General features: G+C 68.0%; 17 protein-coding genes. 4 read left to right on the forward strand and 13 right to left on the reverse strand.

Annotation, left to right across the window (positions count from 1 at the left end; genetic code table 11):
• Nucleotides 1-104 precede the first annotated feature (104 nt).
• Nucleotides 105-1655, forward strand: coding sequence for a carboxylesterase family protein (locus V8246_RS15730; RefSeq protein WP_336190098.1), 1551 nt, complete (start codon nt 105-107; stop codon nt 1653-1655).
• A 63-nt stretch (nt 1656-1718) separates the two neighbouring features.
• Here V8246_RS15730 and V8246_RS15735 read toward each other — a convergent pair whose 3' ends face one another.
• From V8246_RS15735 to V8246_RS15755, 5 genes are all read right to left on the reverse strand, one after another.
• Entirely contained in the window at nt 1719-2702 is a 984-nt protein-coding gene (locus V8246_RS15735) for an LLM class flavin-dependent oxidoreductase (RefSeq protein WP_336190050.1), read from the reverse strand.
• Between the two features lie 84 nt (nt 2703-2786).
• On the reverse strand, nt 2787-3458 hold the full coding sequence (locus tag V8246_RS15740; RefSeq protein WP_336190051.1) for a glutathione S-transferase: 672 nt from the start codon (nt 3456-3458) through the stop codon (nt 2787-2789).
• A gap of 191 nt (nt 3459-3649) precedes the next feature.
• Entirely contained in the window at nt 3650-5209 is a 1560-nt protein-coding gene (locus V8246_RS15745; RefSeq protein ID WP_336190099.1) for a protein adenylyltransferase SelO family protein, read from the reverse strand.
• 5 nt (nt 5210-5214) lie between these two features.
• Complete coding sequence (locus tag V8246_RS15750; protein ID WP_336190052.1) at nt 5215-5964, reverse strand: sulfurtransferase; 750 nt, start codon at nt 5962-5964, stop codon at nt 5215-5217.
• Between the two features lie 102 nt (nt 5965-6066).
• Nucleotides 6067-6429, reverse strand: coding sequence for a DUF6164 family protein (locus V8246_RS15755; protein WP_336190053.1), 363 nt, complete (start codon nt 6427-6429; stop codon nt 6067-6069).
• 87 nt (nt 6430-6516) lie between these two features.
• Between V8246_RS15755 and V8246_RS15760 the strand changes: the two genes are divergently transcribed.
• On the forward strand, nt 6517-6951 hold the full coding sequence (locus tag V8246_RS15760) for an FKBP-type peptidyl-prolyl cis-trans isomerase (protein WP_336190054.1): 435 nt from the start codon (nt 6517-6519) through the stop codon (nt 6949-6951).
• Nucleotides 6952-7095: 144 nt separating this feature from the next.
• Here the strand turns inward: V8246_RS15760 and V8246_RS15765 are convergent, their stop codons facing one another.
• Entirely contained in the window at nt 7096-8670 is a 1575-nt protein-coding gene (locus V8246_RS15765) for a serine hydrolase (protein WP_336190055.1), read from the reverse strand.
• A 121-nt stretch (nt 8671-8791) separates the two neighbouring features.
• Between V8246_RS15765 and V8246_RS15770 the strand changes: the two genes are divergently transcribed.
• The gene (locus V8246_RS15770) at nt 8792-10054 is read left to right on the forward strand and encodes a TIGR03862 family flavoprotein (protein WP_336190056.1); all 1263 of its coding nucleotides are present in this window, start codon (nt 8792-8794) and stop codon (nt 10052-10054) included.
• Nucleotides 10055-10445: 391 nt separating this feature from the next.
• On the opposite strand, the gene V8246_RS15775 is transcribed toward V8246_RS15770, so the two are convergent.
• Nucleotides 10446-10790: a RidA family protein gene (locus tag V8246_RS15775; protein WP_336190057.1), complete on the reverse strand. Its 345-nt coding sequence runs from the start codon at nt 10788-10790 to the stop codon at nt 10446-10448.
• Nucleotides 10791-10819: 29 nt separating this feature from the next.
• Entirely contained in the window at nt 10820-11482 is a 663-nt protein-coding gene (locus V8246_RS15780; RefSeq protein WP_336190058.1) for a DUF998 domain-containing protein, read from the reverse strand.
• Nucleotides 11483-11655: 173 nt separating this feature from the next.
• On the opposite strand from V8246_RS15780, the gene V8246_RS15785 reads away from it, so the two are divergent.
• A complete protein-coding gene (locus V8246_RS15785) occupies nt 11656-12744 on the forward strand; it encodes a diguanylate cyclase (protein ID WP_336190059.1) in 1089 nt (362 codons plus the stop codon).
• A 9-nt stretch (nt 12745-12753) separates the two neighbouring features.
• Here V8246_RS15785 and V8246_RS15790 read toward each other — a convergent pair whose 3' ends face one another.
• The 5 genes from V8246_RS15790 to trxC all read right to left on the reverse strand — a co-directional run bounded on the left by V8246_RS15790 (nt 12754) and on the right by trxC (nt 16861).
• The gene (locus tag V8246_RS15790; RefSeq protein ID WP_336190060.1) at nt 12754-14559 is read right to left on the reverse strand and encodes a GGDEF domain-containing protein; all 1806 of its coding nucleotides are present in this window, start codon (nt 14557-14559) and stop codon (nt 12754-12756) included.
• A gap of 45 nt (nt 14560-14604) precedes the next feature.
• Nucleotides 14605-14859: a hypothetical protein gene (locus V8246_RS15795; protein WP_336190061.1), complete on the reverse strand. Its 255-nt coding sequence runs from the start codon at nt 14857-14859 to the stop codon at nt 14605-14607.
• Between the two features lie 164 nt (nt 14860-15023).
• On the reverse strand, nt 15024-15818 hold the full coding sequence (locus V8246_RS15800; RefSeq protein ID WP_336190062.1) for an SAM-dependent methyltransferase: 795 nt from the start codon (nt 15816-15818) through the stop codon (nt 15024-15026).
• A gap of 18 nt (nt 15819-15836) precedes the next feature.
• Nucleotides 15837-16424 carry a GNAT family N-acetyltransferase gene (locus V8246_RS15805; RefSeq protein ID WP_336190063.1) on the reverse strand — a complete coding sequence of 196 codons (588 nt, stop codon included), beginning with the start codon at nt 16422-16424 and terminating at the stop codon, nt 15837-15839.
• A complete protein-coding gene (gene trxC / locus V8246_RS15810) occupies nt 16421-16861 on the reverse strand; it encodes a thioredoxin TrxC (protein ID WP_336190064.1) in 441 nt (146 codons plus the stop codon). Before trxC ends, V8246_RS15805 begins: the two co-directional genes overlap by 4 nt.
• Nucleotides 16862-17048 lie beyond the last annotated feature (187 nt).

The following is a 17048-nucleotide window of genomic DNA, read 5'->3' on the forward strand; positions in this document are numbered from 1 at the left end:
TAGCCTTTGGAAACCGGTGTCATCACAGGTGTTCCGTGCCGCTGCAACCGCCTTCTTCCCAGCCGCGCCGCGATTTCCTGCGCCAGCTCGCCGGCACCGCCACGATGGCGGGCCTGGTCGGCCCCGGCCTGTACGCTGCCCGAGCGGCTTCCGGACCGCCGCTCGCGACCACGCGCAGCGGGCGCATCGCCGGGTTCGTGGAACGCGGCATCCACGTCTTCCGTGGCGTCCCGTACGGCGGCGACACCGCCCGCCGGCGGTTCCAGCGAGCGGTGCGTGAGGCCGCCTGGACCGGCACGCGCGATGCGACCCGTTTCGGCGCCTCGGCCCCCCAGCGCGGCGATGCCGACGGACAGTCCGTCAGCGAGGACTGCCTGTTCCTCAACGTCTATACGCCTGCCCTGCGCGACGGCGGCAAGCGCCCGATCCTGTTCTACATCCACGGCGGCGGCTACAACAACGGCTCCGGTTCGCATGCCCTCTACGACGGCGTGAACCTGTGCCGCCGCGGCGATGTCGTCGTGGTCACCGTCAACCACCGGCTCAACGCGTTCGGCTACCTGTATCTCGGCGAGAGCGGCGACGAACGCCTGCACGACGCCGGCAACGTCGGCCAGCTGGACCTGATCGACGCCCTGCGTTGGGTGCGCGAGCATGCGCACGAGTTCGGCGGCGACGCGGGCAACGTCACCGTGTTCGGCCAGTCGGGCGGCGGCGCCAAGATCGCCACGCTGATGGCCATGCCGGGCGCCGATGGCCTGTTCCACAGGGCGATGACGATGAGCGGCCAGCAGGTCACCGCGGCCGGCCCGCGTGCCGCCGCGCAGCGCACTGCGCTGTTTCTCGCCGAACTGGGGCTGGGCCCGCGCGACACCGCCGCGCTGCTGGCGCTGCCGATGGCGCGCCTGCTGGAGGCCACGCGCGTGCGCGATCCGTCGCGGGTGGAGGACACCTCGCTCTACTTCGGGCCCGTTCTGGACACGCACAACCTGCCGCGGCATCCGTTCTATCCGGATGCACCCGCACAGTCGGCACGCATCCCGATGGTCATCGGCAACACGCGCGATGAGACGCGCGCGTTCCTGGGCAACGACGAAGCGAACTTCGCGCTGGCCTGGGACCAGTTGCCGCAGAAGCTGCGCGAGCAGCAGTACGTCGACCTGTCGCCGGACGTGGTGATCGCCGAGTATCGCCGGCTGTATCCCGACTACACGCCGTCAGAGGTGTTCTTCGCCGCCACCACCGCGGGCCGCTCCTGGCGCGGCGCCATCATCGAGGCCGAGGAGCGGGCGAAGCAGGGAGCGCCTGCCTGGGTCTACCAGCTGGACTGGCGTTCGCCGGCCGAAGACGGACGCCTGCGCGCCTTCCACACGCTCGACATCCCGCTGGTGTTCGACAACGTGGCGGCCGATGGGTCGAAGACCGGCGATGACGCACGGGCGCGTGCGATGGCCGCGCGCATGAGCGAAGCCTTGATCGCCCTCGCCCGTCACGGCGATCCGAACCACGCCGGCCTGCCCGCATGGGCGCCGTACACGTTGCCTCGGCGGCAGACGATGGTGTTCGACGACACATCCGGCATGCAGGACGATCCACGCGGCGGCGAGCGCAGGCTCTACGAGCGTGTGCCGTTCGTCCAACGAGGCACCGCGTAGGGTGGGCCTTGGCGCACCCTCTTGTCGCATCCGACCCCGTACGACGGTGGGCCGGGGCCCACCCTACGATGGCATGACGTCCGCCGCGATCTCGAACGAGCGCAGGCGCTTGCCGTGATCGAAGATGTTGGCCGTCAGCATCAGTTCGTCCGGACGGTGGCGCTGGATGAAGTCGGCGATGCCCTTGCGCACCGTAACGCGGCTGCCGACGACGGCGCAGGCCAGTGCCTGGGCCACGCCGGCCTTCTCGTGCGGCTCCCAGAACGCTTCAATGTCGTCGATCGGCGGCGGCACCAGGCCCGCACGCCCACGCCGCAGGTTGACGAACGCCTGCTGCTGGGTGGTGAACAGGTACCGTGCTTCCTCGTCGGTCTCGGCCGCCACGACATTCAGGGCCAGCATCGCATGCGGCTTGGCCAGCCGCTTCGACGGGCGGAAGTCGCGGTGGTACAGCAGCAGCGCCTGGTCCATCGCATCGGGCGCGAAATGGGAAGCGAACGCGTACGGCAGCCCCAGGGCGGCGGCCAGCTGCGCGCCGAACAGGCTCGAGCCCAACAGCCACACGGGCACATCGAGGCCCGCACCGGGTACGGCACGCACCGCCTGGCCCTCCTGCACCGGCTCGAAGTAGCGCAGCACTTCCTGTACGTCCTGCGGAAACTGCTCGGCGCTGTCGAAATAGCGCCGCAACGCGCGCGCCGTCGCCTGGTCGGTGCCCGGCGCACGGCCCAGGCCCAGATCGATGCGGCCCGGATACAGCGACGCCAGCGTGCCGAACTGCTCGGCCACCTGCAGCGGTGAGTGGTTGGGCAGCATGATGCCGCCGGCCCCCACGCGGATGGTGGATGTCGCACCGGCTACGTGCCCGATCAGCACCGCCGTCGCGGCGCTGGCGATGCCCGGCATGTTGTGGTGTTCGGCCAGCCAGTAGCGGGTATACCCCCAGCGCTCGGCATGCTGCGCCAGATCGCGCATGTGCACGAACGCCTGGGTGGTATCGCTGCCCTCGCAGACAGGTGCGAGGTCGAGGAGCGAGTAAGGGATCATGGGGACACCGGCAATGACGATGCCATCGTCATGGGGACGCAGGCGATCCGGTTCCACCCGGTGGCATGGGATGCTGCATCCCGCCTAGCCCAGCAGGTCGAACGGCCCGCCCTGTTCCAGCGCACGCTGGTAGGCCGGTCTGGCGTGGATGCGCTGCAGGAATCCGGCCAGGTTCGGATAGGCCTCCAGTCCGGCGCGTACCGCCGCCGCTTCGACCGGAAAACTCATCTGGATGTCGGCTGCGCTGAACGGGTCGCCGGCGAACCACGGCGCCCTGCCCAGTTCGCTTTCCATGTAGCCCAGGTGCAGCTGTACCTGCGGACCGACGAAGGTCCGCATCGCCTTGTCGGCGATGCCACGCGCGATGGGTCGGGCGAAGAACGGCATCGGCGCCTTCTTCAGGCGGGAGAACACCAGGCTGAGCAGCATCGGCGGCATCGCCGAGCCTTCGGCGTAATGCAGCCAGTAGCGGTAGCGCAGGTGTTCGGCCGTGCCGGGCGAAGGCGCGAACCGGCGCGCGGTGTCGTAACGCTCGACCAGGTATTCGAGGATGGCGCCGGATTCGGCCAGGACGTGTTCGCCATCCACCACCACCGGCGACTTGCCCAGCGGGTGGATCTTCTTCAGTTCCGGCGGCGCGAGCATGGTCTTCGAGTCGCGCTGGTAGCGCACCACGGTGTAGTCCAGGCCCAGTTCCTCGAGCAGCCAGAGCACGCGCTGGGAGCGGGAGTTGTTGAGGTGGTGGACGGTGATCATGGTGGGCTCCGCGGGGATGGGTCATGCTACCGCGGCTCTCACCCCTATAGGAGCGACGTCAGTCGCGACCGCACGGCCAACACTCGCGGGAGCGGACACTTAACACCGAGCCCTCGCGCCTGGAGCGGAGTCACGCACGGCCGCTGCATCCGGCCGCGACTGACGTCGCTCCTACAGGGAGACGATGCGATTCAGGAGCTGCACGACAGCATCGAACAACCCGCGCGATCGCGTGCCCAGTCGGGGCGACGCCCGGCATAGCGTTCGCGACCCGGCTGGTCGTCGTACGGCCGGCGCATGACGTCCAGCAGTTCATGGACGCCGGACAGGTCGCCGGCCTCGGCGGCATCGATGGCCTGCTGCGCGAGGTAGTTGCGCAGCACGTAGCGGGGATTGGCCAGGCGCATGCGTTCGCGGCGCACAGCGGCATCGAGCGCGTCCTCGTCACGGCGGCGGGCGTACGCGGCCAGCCAGTCGCGCAGCGCCGGCGCGACGGCCTCGCGCTTGGCCGGATCGTAGAAGGCGCCGTCGAAGGCCGGCAGCGACGCGTCCATCGGATCCGCGTCGATCAGCGCACGGAAGAACAGCGTCATGTCGACTTCGCCCTCCTGCAGCAGGCCGAGCAGGTCTCCCATGCGCACGACGTCTTCCTCGCGGCATTCGGCCAGCCCCAGCTTGCGTGCGATGTTGTCGCGATCCGCATGCGCGTAAGCGTCAGCGAAGCGCTGCAATCCTTCCTGCAGCGCCTCCACTCCGTCGAACAGCGGCGACAGGGCCTGCGCGAAGCGGCTCAGGTTCCATCCCGCCACCCGCGGCTGCCAGCCGAAGCGATAGCGACGACCCTGGGCGTCGGTGGTGTTAGGCGTCCAGTCCGGGTCGTAGTCGTCGATCCATCCGTAGGGGCCGTAGTCGATGGTCAGGCCGAGCACCGACATGTTGTCGGTGTTCATCACGCCATGCACGAAACCCACGCGCATCCAGTGCGCCACCATCACCGCCGTGCGTTCGCAGACCTCGGCGAACCAAGTGGCGTACAGCGCCTCGCCCTCCCCCGACAGGCGCGGAAAATCGCGCCGGATCGTGAAGTCCACCAGCGCGCGCAGCAGGTCCGTTTCGCCGCGCGAGGCCGGCAACTGGTAATGCCCGAAGCGCAGGAACGATGGCGCCACGCGGCACACGATCGCGCCCGGTTCGGGTTTCGGATTACCGTCGTAGAACATGTCGCGTACGACCGGCTCGCCCGTGCCGACCAGGCTCAGGGCCCGCGTGGTCGGCACGCCCAGATGGTGCATCGCCTCGCTGCACAGGAACTCGCGGATCGACGAGCGCAGCACCGCGCGACCATCCGCAGTGCGCGAGTACGGCGTCGGCCCGGCCCCCTTCAGTTGCAGTTCCCAGCGCTCACCGCGCCCGTTGACCGCTTCGCCCAGCGTGATGGCGCGGCCGTCGCCGAGCTGTCCGGCCCAGTTGCCAAACTGGTGGCCACCGTAGTTGCCGGCGTACGGCTGCATGCCTTGCAGCAGTGCGTTGCCGCCGAACACCTGTACGAATGCGGGAGACGCCACATCGGCGTCGTCCAGACCCAGCAGCGCTGCGACTTCCTGCGAATGCGCCAGCAGCGTCGGGGTAGCGACGGGCGTGGGCGCGGTCGGCGACCACAACGCGCCGCGAACCTCCCGACGACGGTACCCCGGCTCAGGATCTCCCGGCAGTTCGCGGACGAAGCGGTTGTCGAAGCGCAGGGCGTCCAGGCCGCTCATGCGGCGTCCGCAGCCTGGTCCACCAGCGGTGTGAGGTCCGGCCGCAGCGCCACGCGCTCATCGAACACGAAACAGGCGCCGTCGTAGCCGAACCCGCCCACCCGTTCGAAATAGCCCAGGATGCCGTCGTCCAGCTGCAGCACGTTGTCCATGCCGTCGGCCTGCATCCACAACGCAGCCTTCTCGCAGCGGATGCCGCCGGTGCAGAAGCTGACGACGGTGGCGTCCTTCAACGCATCGCGATGCGGCTCCAGCGCGGCCGGCAGGTCGGTGAACTTGTCGATCGGCAGCGTCAGCGCCCCGGCGAACGTCCCGTAGGCGATCTCCTGCTGGTTGCGGGTGTCCAGCATGACCACGCGACGACCGTCGTCATCGCGCCCCTGTTGCAGCCAGCGGGCCAGCGTGTGCGGATCGACAGTGGGTGCACGTGCTTCTTCTGGGGTGGTGCCGGGGCGACGGAAGCTGATGATTTCCGGCTTCACCTTGACCTTGAGGCGCGCGAACGGGATCTGCCGGCTGGTGCTGTACTTCACCCGCAAACCGGTGAAGCGCGCATCTTCGCGCAGCGGGGCGAGAAAGGATTCGATCGCGCCGGCGTCGCCGGCCAGGAACAGGTTCAGCCCCTCGCCCGCCACCAGTACCGAGCCGCGCAGCGAAAGTACTTCGGCATGCGCATGCAGGGTGGCCGCGAACTCGGCGGGCGCTTCGATGGGCGTGAAGTGGTAGGCGGCGATGTTGGTGACCATGGCGCAATTCTACCGCCCCCACGGGTGCCGCCATCCCGGCCGAACGCCGCCGCCGCGGGAAGACCCGGCGCGAGAGGCGCCGCAACACCGCCGCCTGGGGCCTCAGAGCAGCAGCCAGGGCAAGGCCAGCGTCACCGCGAGAATGAAGAGCATCGCCGCCAGCACGCCGACGACGTACAGCGGTCGGTCACGCAGCAGGCCGGCGAAGGTCTCGGCGCGCCCCTCTCGCTCGGCGATGGCGCGCTCGGACCGTGCGTGGTCGCGGCGCCGCGCCTGGTAATCGGCCATCAGTGCCTTCGCGCGGGCCAGCTGGCCGGCGTCCTCGATCCACAGTCCGCCAGCGGAAATTCCCCACGGGCTGGGCTGCGTCTCATGGAAGTCGATCGCGTTCGCGCGCAGGAGGTCGCGCACCTCGTCGGCCTCGTCGACAGGCACGTTGCGCAGATTCAGGAAGAGTTTCGCCATGGCCCCAGTGTAACCGCTGCAATCCGGGCCACCTGGCAGACGGATGCGTTACCCTGCGCGCCTTTCGCCCTGTGGATGAAGCCCTCGATGCGTTCCCTGCTGCTCGCCGTTCCGCTGTTCCTGCTCGCCGCCTGCAATGCCCCCGCCCCGCCGCCAGGCGGCAGCGTCGCGGAACTCGAGCGTATCGACACCCTCGCCGGTACCGGCGCCGTGGCGACCAGCGGCAGCGACGTCACCGTGCACTACACCGGCTGGCTGTACGACGAGAACGCGCCGGACAGGCACGGCATGAAGTTCGACAGTTCGGTCGACCGCGGCCAGCCCTTCACCTTCCTGCTGGGGGCCGGCCAGGTGATCCGCGGCTGGGACGACGGCGTAGCGGGCATGAAGGTGGGGGGCAAGCGCACGCTGCTGATCCCGGCCGACCTGGGCTACGGCAGCAACGGCGCGGGCGGCGTGATCCCGCCCGGCGCTTCGCTGGTGTTCGATGTCGAACTGCTGGACGTCAAACCGCACGAGTGAGTGCCACTACGCCCCTGTAGGAGCGACGTAAGTCGCGACCGCACGGCTTGACCACCTGGGGCGGGAACTCGTGCGCGACGTGGAAGGTCTGCTTACCTTTACTTCTCGCGGTCGCGACTCACGTCGCTCCTACAGAAACGCTGGCTACTCCACCGGCGCCAGCCGCAGGTCGTGGAAGTCGAAGCTGAAATCGGTCAGCGGCGAAATGGCTTCCATGCGCGCCTCGCGGATGCCACCGTCCGGCTTCAGGGAGAAGGTCAGGAAGGCGTCGGCGTTGAGCCAGCGCTCGCGCCAACGCACCACGAAGGTGTCGTGCTGCCAGTGCTGCAGATCGCCCACCAGTTCCGGCGTACGGCTGAAGCGCAGCACCAGGCCATCGCCCTCCTGCGCCACCACGACATCGCCATACCACGGGTCGCGCAGCGTGCCGGCGTACTTAGCAAACGGCAGCGACGGCTTCGATGTGGCGTCGCGCGCGGCCTGCAGCTTCTGCCAGTGCGCATCGGCATCGCCCTTTGCCTGGGCCACCTGCGCCTGGTAAGCCGCCAGCCAGTCGGTGCCGCTGTTGGCCAGATACGCGTCCAGCACTTTCAGCGTGATCGCGTGGAAGGCGGCGCCGACTTCCTGGTTGGTCAGCACCACCACGCCCAGCTTCTGTTCCGGCACCAGCGTCACCCGCGAGACCATGCCGGGCCAGCCGCCGGTATGCCACACCAGCTTGCGGCCCTGGAAGTCGGAGACCATCCAGCCTTCGCCGTAGCCGAGGAAATGGGGCTTGGCGGCCTTCAACGCTTCCACCTTCGGTTCGGAAATCGGAATCGGCGTGACCAGCGACCACATCGCCTTCTGCCGAGCCGGCGTGAACAGGGCCTGCTCCCGCCCCCTCGCGTCGCGGTAAGTGCCGCCGGCAAGCTGGGCGTTCATCCACTTCGCCATGTCGCCGACGCTGGAGTAGATACCGCCCGCGCCCGCGACGTTGCGCCACGTCATGCGCGGCGCCGGCTGCAGGGTGGTGAAGTCGGCCATGGCGTGCCCGGTGGCGACATTGTCGCCCGGCTTCAGCGCATCGCTGTTGTAGCGCGTCTCGCGCATGCCCAGCGGCTGGAAAATGCGGGTGCGCAGGAACTGCTCATAGGACTGGCCGCTGGCCTGTTCGATCACCAGCTGCGCCACGCCGTACAGGATGTTGTCGTAGGCGTAGCGCTCGCGGAAGCCCCCGCTGAGCGGCACATCGCGCAGGCGCTCGGCCACTTCGCGGTTGCTGTAGGTGGTCGTGGGCCAGTACAGCAGGTCGCCCGCCCCGAGCCCCAGCCCGCTGCGGTGGACCAGCAGGTCGCGGATGCGCATCTCGCGGGTGACGTACGGATCGGCCATGCGGAACCACGGCAGGTGGTCGATGACGCGATCCTCCAGTTCGAGCTTGCCCTCGTCGGCCAGCATCGACAGCGAGGCCGACGTGAATGCCTTGGTGTTGGAGGCGATGGCGAACAGGGTGTGCGCATCCACCTTCGCCGGCTTGCCCCTCTCGCGCTCGCCCCACCCCTTCGCCAGTACCACTTCGCCATCCTTCACCACGGCGACCGCGATGCCAGGCACATCGAAGGCCTCGCGCACGGATTCGACATAGGCGTCGAGATCCTGCAGTGCGGGCGGTGGCGTGGCTTCCTTCGCAACGGCCGCGGGCGCGACCAGGCACAACAACAGCAGGGTGCGGCGCATGGCCGCGGGCGACAGTGGATGCATCGGGAGTCCCCGTTCGAATCTGCGCGCGACGATACCGCACCTGGCCTCGCCGGTGCGCCCGACGAAAGTCCGTGTCGGCGCACGGCATACTATGCGGATGCCTCAACCGCAGCCCGACACCGCCGCTCCCGCACCCACCGTCGCCGTCATCGGCGGCGGACCCGCGGGGCTGATGGCGGCTGAAACCCTGCGTGCGGCGGGCCTGCAGGTCGACCTCTACGACGCCAAGGGCTCGGTGGGGCGGAAATTCCTGATCGCCGGCAAGGGCGGCATGAACCTGACCCACTCGGATCCGTTCGATGTGTTCGTCACGCGCTACGGCGAGCCTACGCACGAGATCGCCGCGTGGCTACGCCACTTCGATGGCGATGCGCTGCGCGCCTGGGCGCGGGGGCTCGGCGTGGAGACCTTCGTCGGGACGTCCGGCCGCGTGTTTCCCACCGATCTCAAGGCTGCACCCCTGCTGCGCGGCTGGGTACGACGCCTGCGCGAACAGGGTGTGCGCTTCCACGTGCTGCATCGTTGGCTGGGCTGGGACGAGGGCGGCGCGTTGCGCTTTTCGACGCCGCAGGGGGATGCCTCGGTGCGGGCCGACGCGGTCGTGCTGGCCCTGGGCGGCGGCAGCTGGCCGGAGCTGGGCTCGGACGGCGCATGGGTGGAGGTCCTGCGGGCGCGCGACATCGACATCGCACCACTCCAGCCCTCCAATTGCGGTTTCGATATCGGCTGGAGCGAACATCTGGCCAGCCGCTTCGCGGGCGAGCCCCTGAAGCCGGTCACCGCGCACTGGCACGACGCCGACGGCAAGCCGCAGCAACGCCAGGGCGAATGCGTGATCACCGCCACCGGCATCGAAGGCAGCCTGGTCTACGCGCTGTCGCCGATGCTTCGCGATGCGATCGCGCGCGACGGCCATGCCACGCTGGTGCTGGACCTGCTGCCGGGTCGCGAGGAAAGCGACCTGCTGCGCCGGCTGGCCAGGCCACGCGGTTCCCGCAGCCTGAGCGAACACCTGCGCCGGGAAGCCGGCGTCAGCGGCGTGCGTGCGGCACTCCTGTACGAAGTACTCGACAAGGCGGCGTTGGCCGATCCCACGAAGATCGCCGCGACCCTGAAACGGTTTCCGTTCCGGCTGCAGCGCACGCGTCCCATCGAGGAAGCCATCAGCAGCGCGGGGGGCGTCCCGCTGGAAGCACTGGACCCAGGCCTGATGCTGCGCGGATTGCCCGGCGTATTCGCCGCCGGCGAGATGCTCGACTGGGAAGCACCCACCGGCGGCTACCTGCTGACGGCGTGCTTCGCCAGCGGCCACCAGGCCGCGCAGGGCGTGGTCGACTGGCTGGCGCAACGCAACGCCTGACTGGTCGTCCGCAGGGGCTGCGGCGCGCACCCCGGGAAGTGCGTGCCGCAGCGGCTGCGGAACGTGGCGCGCACGATACGCGAGCCGTTGTTGAAGTCCGGTTAGCGTTTCAAAGCAGTTTTATTACAGACATTTACGGCCGTATATGCATGCTGCACCTCAGGCCGCTGAATCGTCATTCAGCCTCGTCTGGCGCGACTTCTCCAACCCGATCTTCGCGCCGCGCCTTGGCAGCGACGTACATGTTGTCGACCAGATTGGGATAGCGTCGCCCCGCCGCCTGCGCACGCGCGCGGGCCTCATCCACCTGGGCTGGGGAAAGCTTGAGGCCACCATCTCCCCGCTTCGGCGTGGGACGTCGCCAAGGACCCGGCCCGCGGCTGGCCACGGATCAGACAGCCGCCGTCACCACGATCTCGATCAGCCAGCCCGGCCGCGCCAGATGCGCCTGCATGGTCGCGCGCGGAGGCGCATGGCCTGCCGGCACCCACCCATCCCACACCCGGTTCATCGCTTCGAAATCCTGCAGGTCCTTCAGGAATATCTCGGCGCGCAGGATCTTCGCCTTGTCACTGCCGGCGCGCGCCAGCAGCGCGTCGATCTCGGCCAGCACCTGCTGGGTCTGGCCGGCGATGCCCTGGGTGGCGTCCTCGGCCACCTGGCCGGCCAGGTAGACCACGCCATTGTGGATGGCCATTTCCGACAGACGCGGGCCTACGTCGAAGCGCTGGATCATGAATTCGTTCTCCGGTGTGTCGTCGAAGCTTAGCGCCCCGCCCCGCCGTCCGCACGGCGGGTGGCCTGGTGCAGCCAGGTGCCGGCCAGCAGCATGGCCCCGACGATCAGCGCGATCAGCAGTTTCTGCACCCATCCCTGCCCGGCCGGTGGCCACAGCGCGTGCACCCACAGCAGTACGAAGCAGGCGACCGACCAGGTGGCGGCCAACGGGAAGTGGCGGCGCCATGCGGCATCCAGACGGAAGCGCCATGCCTGCACCACCATGCCGCTGACCACGCACAGGAAGGAGGTGATCGCGCAGACATGGTGGAACATCCGATGGAAGTCCGGCGCCACCTGCGGCAGCCATGAGTCCCCGATGGCCACACCCGCCAGTGCGAGCGCACCGGTAAACAGCAGCACGACCGGGGCAGCGCTGCGCGCCCGCGGCGCCAGTTGCACGTAAAGTCCCCACGCCAGCGCCGCGATGGCCACGGCCAACAGGCAGTACATCGTCCGCAGCAGCAGGCCGTACGGCCCCCGCAGGTACTGGCTGAGCGTCGCCTGCTGCCAGGCCAGGTCTTCGCGCACGAGCTGGAGGCCAGCGGCCACGGTCAGGAACAGCAGCGCCGCGAGGATCGCCAGGCGCGCCGCCTGCCTGGTAGCGCCGCCGTACAAGGATTCCGGGCGCAGGGGGGCAGTATCGGACATAGGCGGACCGGTGGCGGGAGGGCCCGGATTATCCCGGAACTCAAGAATCACCGGCACCGGCCGCTGGGGTGGCAGGCCTGCATGACGTGCCTGCCGTCACGCTTTGACCTACACTCCGCCATCCCCCGGCTTACCGGGGATGGCCGCCATGAGCAAGGGGACTCTTCGCGCCAATGCCTTCCGATACACCGCCGCCCGGCGCCGATCCGGCGCGCCACGCCCAACGCCTGCCGCGCCGGATCCACCGGCTGCGCATGCTGGGCATGGGTCTGGCGGCGTTGCCTATCGGCATGGTGCTGCTGGAAAACCAGGCCGGCGCCGGCCACTGGGGCTTCCTGCTGTTCACCACCGTGCTGTGGCCGCAGTTGGCGCTGTGGCTCGCGCTGCGCCACCGCGAACCTTTCCGTGGCGAGATCCGCAACCTGCTGCTGGATTCGATCCTCGCGGGGATGTGGGTGCCGCTGATGGCGTTCAATCTTCTGCCCAGCGTCATGCTGGTGACCCTGGCCACGGTGGACAAGATCAGCACGGGGATCGACAGGCTCTGGTACTGGTCGCTGCCGTTGATGCTGGCAGGCGGCGTCGCAGCGGGGCTGGTCACCGGCTTCGAGGTACAGCCGGTCACCACCATGGCGGTGATGGTCGCCTGCCTGCCCATGCTGCTGATCCACTCCATCGCGGTCAGCCAGGCCAGTTATCGGCTCGTCCGCAAGGTGAAGCGCCAGAACCGCCAGCTGGACGAGCTGAGCCGGCGCGACACGCTGACCGGCCTGGACAGCCGGCGGCACTGGCAGGAGCGGGCCTCGGCGCTGCTGGAACAGTGCGCGGCGACCGGCGACCCGGCCACGTTGCTGATGATCGACATCGACCATTTCAAGGCGATCAACGATCGCCACGGCCATGCGGCCGGTGACGACGTGCTGCGCGCCACGGCGGACGTGATACGCCACAGCATCCGCGGGCAGGACGATGCGGGCCGGCTGGGCGGCGACGAGTTCGCGGTGGTGCTGCGCCACACGGACATGGAGGCGGCCGCGACGGTCGCGCGGCGCATCCGCGAAGGCGTGGAAGCGCTGAGCGTGGAGAGCGCGCCGGGATTGCGACCCACGGTGAGCCTGGGGCTGGCACAGGCCATCGCGCCGGAGGAAGGTCTGCGCGCGTGGATGGAGGCGGCCGACCTGGCCCTCTACCGGGCCAAGAGCGCGGGCCGCAACCGGCTGGCGGTACACGATGGCCTGGAGGCGGCCACCGGAACGCCTTGAGGCGGGCCGTCAGGCGCCGAGGTGTTCGCTGCGCTCCCGCTGGGGAAGTTCCAGCACGTTGCTGGCGGCACGCGCCGGTTCGCTCTCGTTCTCGTGCACGCACACGCGATTTCGCCCCAGGTGCTTGGCGCGGTAAAGCTGCCGGTCGGCATGGGAGAGCAGCCTGGCAAGGCTGTAGCCTGACTGCACGCTGGAGGTCACGCCGAAGCTGCCGGTGATGGCGAACACGTGGCCGGTTTCGCGGGTGTCGATCTGGGCCAGTCGCACGCGGCAGTCCTCGGCCACGCGGGCGGCGGCGCGCAGGTCGCAGCCATACATCAGGATGGCGAATTCCTCGCCTCCCAGGCGGCCCAGCACGTCGATGCGGCGGCAGAAGCCCTTGCTGGCCTCGGCCACTTCCTTCAGCGCCCAGTCGCCGGTCCCGTGGCCGAAGCGGTCGTTGATGTTCTTGAAGTGGTCCAGGTCGTACATGATGAGCGCGGCCTGTTCGCCGTTGCGAGCGCACTCGGCCAGCGCGCGCTCGGCGCGGATGGTGAAGTGGTGGCGGTTGCAGATTCCGGTCAACGCGTCGGTCTCGGCCATCTTCTTCAGCGACAGCTGCACACGCTTGATCTTGAATGCCCAGTAGCCGATGGAGGCCACCAGCACAATCAGCAGCATCACGATCAGCCGGTTGTTCTGCGCCGCCTGCTGATCCACCTTGCGCTGGAGCTGCAGCACCTGGTTCTGCTGGTCCAGCAGGTTGATCTGCTGGTTCTTCTGAACGATCTGCTGACGCACCAACTGGTAGGCCAGTTCGCGCGTCTTGATCTCGTTGAGATACGCCTTGTCGGCCTCTGCGTATTTCTTGTACTGCTCCAATGCGCGAACCGGATTACCTTGGATGCTCGCGATCTCGTAAAGCACACGATGTGCCATGACCAGCGGGAGCGAACCGGCAATCGAGTCGCCCTGAGCGACTGCAGCTCGCGCGTGTTTCTCCGCCCCCTGGATATCGCTCATCTTCAGGCGATACTCGGCGAGCATGGAAAGATACTCGGCCACCAGCACCGGATAACCGGTCTTCTCGACACCCGGGAGGTGCTTCTCAAGCAAGGCGATGGCGCTGGCCGTCTTGCCTTCGCCATGCCATTTCCGGGCCAGGAAAGTGCGGGAGAATCCTGCGAGCAAAGATTCATTCTCTCTCTCGCAGTGCTCGATGGCCCGAAATATCTGGTCTTCCGCCAACTCCTTACCTTGCCCCTGCATCGACTCGATGATCAGGTTTCCAGCAATGCAACGATTCCGGCCCGAGGGACCGTCTCCAGCGACCTGGCTCGCGTACTCGCCCGCGAGCTTGAACTCGCCCACTCGGTTGTAGAGGATTCCGGCAGCCAGCAAGCCATGATGCCTGGCGGCGCGATCCTTCACTTCCGGGGCCAGAGGAAGCATCTCGTTCAGCGTACTCAGGCCTTGCTCGAACTTGCGATTGCCCGCATACGTGTTGGCCAGCATCGCTGCGGCCCGATACTTGATTTCCACGTCTTTGGCGCTTACCCGCACTTCTTCCAGATCGCGTATCGCAGAGTCTGGCTTTCCCTCAAGCAGATAGCCGTGCGCTCGCATGAGGCGAATTTTCATCCGCTCCTCGGGCGAAGACCTCTCCTCGAGGGCCTGAAGTTCGTTTAATACCCTGAAGAACTCTTTCGGTTGCGACGTACGTATCGCATCCGCCTTTTCGAACAACGCGTCGAATGACGCGCCCGCGTGCGCGGGCGCCGCCAAGGAGAACGCGACCAGGGCCAGTAATCCGTACCGATGCTTGCTAGAACTCATCCTGTTAGCTCCACCTCATCGCGCTCCCGACCGAGCGAGGATCGACTACTCCTCGCGTTGCTCCTCACCGGGCTCGGGAACATCGTCCTGATCCGGTAGATCCTGTTCTTCCGCGCCATCCGGCGTCGCGATCATGCAGAACATCACGGCCCTGGCCTTCTCGAACTCGCAGATGGCCTGGACGTCGCGGTCCAGCAGCGCCTGACGGGCCGCTTCCGGTACATGGTGCTTGTCCATCGCGGCGACGAAGTCGTCGACCGACGCGCCCGCGAGATGCGGCGAGCCCCCTAGGGACTCCATGAAACGGATTAGATTCGACACGAACTCATTCCCCTGGATCAAGATGGATGACCCGGCGCTTTTCCGCCCTCCGACGGACGGCCCCTTGCGCCAGCGCGGCCCTGGAACGGGCTGCGACCAGACAATACCTGCTTTCGGAGGGGTTCTCTACCTGTTTGAAGCATCTACCATCCGGATTGGCCCAGACCGGATAATCGCTGGGAAACCGCCAGATTGGGTTCCATCCGGCGCGCGGGGGGTATGACCAAAGTCGTTTCAAGACGGAGTTCGGCCTGCAGCAAGTCCCCCAGCGCCAAGCGCTCCATCCGGGGGGTCGTGATCGGCAGGGTGGCGGCTTCATAAGCGATGGCCTCATCGGATAAGGCGTACCCCTGCTCCTGCAGCAGGTCCAGCAGCACGGCGCGGAGCTCGGCCCCCGTAGCGGAGAAGCGGGCCAAGGTCCTGTCCCCCGCCACCCCGATCTGCCACAGGATAAGGTAGGCCGAAGGGTCGATGCGTCGTTTGTAGAACATGAACTGGCTGGCCTCGTAGTGCTGGCAGCCATAGGTGCCAGGATCGATCCCGAGGTCCGCATACAGGCAATCCTCAGCGGATACCGCGGCCTCCATGACCGCCTCGTACCCTTCTTCCCGTGCCTGAGCCACCGCCCGGTGCGGCACGACGGCGAACACGCCCGGATGACCGTAGAACGCGCCGCAGACCCGACGTCCCGCCCGTACCTCGTCCATCATGGCCGCCACCATCTCGCGGTAGGTCTCGGTCCGCGGCTTGCCCTCGGCATAGAACGGCTGAAGACTGCGCACGTCCCGGTTCATGCCCTGTACCCACAACTCCACCAGTGGATCGGACACCGCCACGAACACCACATCGGCTTCTTCGATATGACTGCGCGCACGCGGCCCGATATGCGCGCCCAGCATCATGCCAGTGCCCACGCAGGCCAGACTCCCCTTCTTCATCTCGTCCCCTGTTTCAGATCATTCGGATGGCGCAGTCATGGGCGCCCTCGTTTGCATACCACCGGCGCGTTGCCAGCGCTGACGGGTCCGCTCCCAGCGCACTTCCCCCTCATTACTCCCCTCGGCGGGAATGCGCCGGAAATCCAGCTTCCGCATCAGACCTTCCGCGCCCCCGTTCACCGCGCGATGGCGAGTGAACACCGTGTCCACCCCACCCTCGGCGAACGCGAAGTCCATCAGCCGGCGAATAATCTCGGTCGCGACACCCGCATTGTGGTACTGCGGCCAGATCAACGCACCGATCTCGGAGCCGTCCTCCCGCGCGACCAGTGCAAGCAGACCCCATTCCTCGCCCGTCGAACGATCCACGACCACCCAGGCCTGATACCCCCCGTGCTTTCGCTGGCTGAACGCCACCACTTTGTCAAAGGCGCTACGCGCTGCTACGGCGGCCATGGGCTCGCCGACGTACCGCATGACCTCCTCATCCGTGTAAAGCCCGATATAGAGCCCGTCGTCGTGCGCCTCCAGGGGGCGAAGCCGGAATCGTGCGGTTTCAAGCGGGGGCGCTCCCAGTGGCGAGGCACCGGAGATGGATCCACTCACCCCACCTGCCCCTTCGCCCAGCGCACGATCGCCTCCGCCGGTATCGCGCCGCTCTGGCGCGCGATCTCGCGGCCGCCCTGCAACAGCACCATGGTCGGGATGCTGCGGATGCCGAACCGGTTGCCCAGCCCCGGGCTGGCCTCGGTATCCACCTTGGCCAGCCGCATCGCCGGTTCCAGCATGCCGGCGGCGCGCTGGAAGTGCGGCGCCATCTGCAGGCAGGGCCCGCACCAGGGAGCCCAGAAATCCACCAGCAGCGGCAAGGTGCCGCGCAGCGCGTGGCGGTCGAAATCCGCCTCCCCCAGCGCCAGCGGCATGCCGGTGAACAACGGGTGGTGGCAGCGTCCGCAGGCGGGTGACTCCGCCAGGCGCGCTCGCGGCACCCGGTTCATCGCGGCGCAGTGCGGACAGGCGATCAGGGGGTCTTCAGCGCTCATGCCGGCATCCTAACGCCCGCGCGCCCGGCACGTCACCGCGTCATGCACGACGGCGGCCCTCTGACGCTGACGCCCCGACGCTGCCCCTGACGACGAAGACCTCCACGCGACGCCCGCCGTGCATCCGCGCGACGGGACACGCGCCGGCAGGGCGCAGGCACGAACTGAGCCGGGACGACACGCGGCT

The organism is Pseudoxanthomonas sp. F11, assembly GCF_037046485.1.
Classification (GTDB): Bacteria; Pseudomonadota; Gammaproteobacteria; order Xanthomonadales; family Xanthomonadaceae; genus Pseudoxanthomonas_A.

Excerpts from the sequence above, each read along its gene's own strand:
- V8246_RS15730 (WP_336190098.1), top strand. The coding sequence starts at position 105 with ATGGCGGGCCTGGTCGGCCCCGGCCTGTACGCTGCCCGAGCGGCTTCC.
- V8246_RS15735 (WP_336190050.1), bottom strand. The coding sequence starts at position 2,702 with ATGATCCCTTACTCGCTCCTCGACCTCGCACCTGTCTGCGAGGGCAGC.
- V8246_RS15740 (WP_336190051.1), bottom strand. The coding sequence starts at position 3,458 with ATGATCACCGTCCACCACCTCAACAACTCCCGCTCCCAGCGCGTGCTC.
- V8246_RS15750 (WP_336190052.1), bottom strand. The coding sequence starts at position 5,964 with ATGGTCACCAACATCGCCGCCTACCACTTCACGCCCATCGAAGCGCCC.
- V8246_RS15755 (WP_336190053.1), bottom strand. The coding sequence starts at position 6,429 with ATGGCGAAACTCTTCCTGAATCTGCGCAACGTGCCTGTCGACGAGGCC.
- V8246_RS15760 (WP_336190054.1), top strand. The coding sequence starts at position 6,517 with ATGCGTTCCCTGCTGCTCGCCGTTCCGCTGTTCCTGCTCGCCGCCTGC.
- V8246_RS15765 (WP_336190055.1), bottom strand. The coding sequence starts at position 8,670 with ATGCGCCGCACCCTGCTGTTGTTGTGCCTGGTCGCGCCCGCGGCCGTT.
- V8246_RS15770 (WP_336190056.1), top strand. The coding sequence starts at position 8,792 with ATGCCTCAACCGCAGCCCGACACCGCCGCTCCCGCACCCACCGTCGCC.
- V8246_RS15775 (WP_336190057.1), bottom strand. The coding sequence starts at position 10,790 with ATGATCCAGCGCTTCGACGTAGGCCCGCGTCTGTCGGAAATGGCCATC.
- V8246_RS15780 (WP_336190058.1), bottom strand. The coding sequence starts at position 11,482 with ATGTCCGATACTGCCCCCCTGCGCCCGGAATCCTTGTACGGCGGCGCT.
- V8246_RS15785 (WP_336190059.1), top strand. The coding sequence starts at position 11,656 with ATGCCTTCCGATACACCGCCGCCCGGCGCCGATCCGGCGCGCCACGCC.
- V8246_RS15790 (WP_336190060.1), bottom strand. The coding sequence starts at position 14,559 with ATGAGTTCTAGCAAGCATCGGTACGGATTACTGGCCCTGGTCGCGTTC.
- V8246_RS15795 (WP_336190061.1), bottom strand. The coding sequence starts at position 14,859 with ATGGAGTCCCTAGGGGGCTCGCCGCATCTCGCGGGCGCGTCGGTCGAC.
- V8246_RS15800 (WP_336190062.1), bottom strand. The coding sequence starts at position 15,818 with ATGAAGAAGGGGAGTCTGGCCTGCGTGGGCACTGGCATGATGCTGGGC.
- trxC (WP_336190064.1), bottom strand. The coding sequence starts at position 16,861 with ATGAGCGCTGAAGACCCCCTGATCGCCTGTCCGCACTGCGCCGCGATG.